This window comes from Bacillus sp. mrc49 (genome assembly GCF_002803435.1).
In genome coordinates this window covers 1-302 of the sequence record NZ_PHNG01000441.1, presented here as the reverse complement: position 1 = coordinate 302, position 302 = coordinate 1, and the positions used below count along the sequence as shown (strand labels likewise).

The window sequence follows — 302 nt, the reverse complement described above, 5'->3', positions numbered from 1 at the left end:
GGGGCTTCGGTTCAAAGCTTCGCTTGCGCTAACCTCTCCCCTTAACCTTCCAGCACCGGGCAGGTGTCAGCCCCTATACTTCGCCTTGCGGCTTCGCAGAGACCTGTGTTTTTGCTAAACAGTCGCCTGGGCCTATTCACTGCGGCTTTTCCGGGCTATTCACCCTAAAAAGCACCCCTTCTCCCGAAGTTACGGGGGCATTTTGCCGAGTTCCTTAACGAGAGTTCTCTCGCACACCTTAGGATTCTCTCCTCGCCTACCTGTGTCGGTTTGCGGTACGGGCACCTTACATCTCACTAGAG

At 55.3% G+C, this 302-nt stretch carries 1 rRNA gene; it reads right to left on the bottom strand.

Annotated elements, in window-relative coordinates:
* Window positions 1-302: ribosomal RNA gene (locus CVN76_RS02680) — 23S ribosomal RNA — on the bottom strand; the annotation flags it as partial.